The organism is Halovibrio sp. HP20-59 (assembly GCF_033052795.2).
In the GTDB taxonomy this organism is placed as follows: Bacteria; Pseudomonadota; Gammaproteobacteria; order Pseudomonadales; family Halomonadaceae; genus Vreelandella.
Genome location: NZ_JAWJUW020000157.1, coordinates 1 through 243, shown reverse-complemented (window position 1 = coordinate 243; position 243 = coordinate 1). Strand labels below are relative to the sequence as shown.

The 243-nt window shown below is 67.5% G+C and carries 1 protein-coding gene; it reads right to left on the bottom strand.

The annotated features are described in order from the left end of the window. On the bottom strand, positions 1–243 hold a 243-nt coding region (locus RZA33_RS19725), incomplete at both ends, for a hypothetical protein (protein WP_317510027.1).

The window sequence follows — 243 nt, the reverse complement described above, 5'->3', positions numbered from 1 at the left end:
CCCACCAGCGCGATCACATTGCTCTGCTGCTGGCTCAGGTAGGCGAGGTAGTTCTGCACGGCGGCCGAGCCGTACTTGAAGCTGCTGCCTGCGGCCGGCTGGGTCGCTTCCAGGCCGGGCAGGGTGCCCTGGTAGGTGGCGGCCGGCTCATCCTTGAGTTGGACGATATAGGTCTTGCGGTCCTGCGCGAAGGAGCTTGTGGCCAAACCTGAGAGCAGGGCCAGCGCCGCCAGTGCGGCGGGC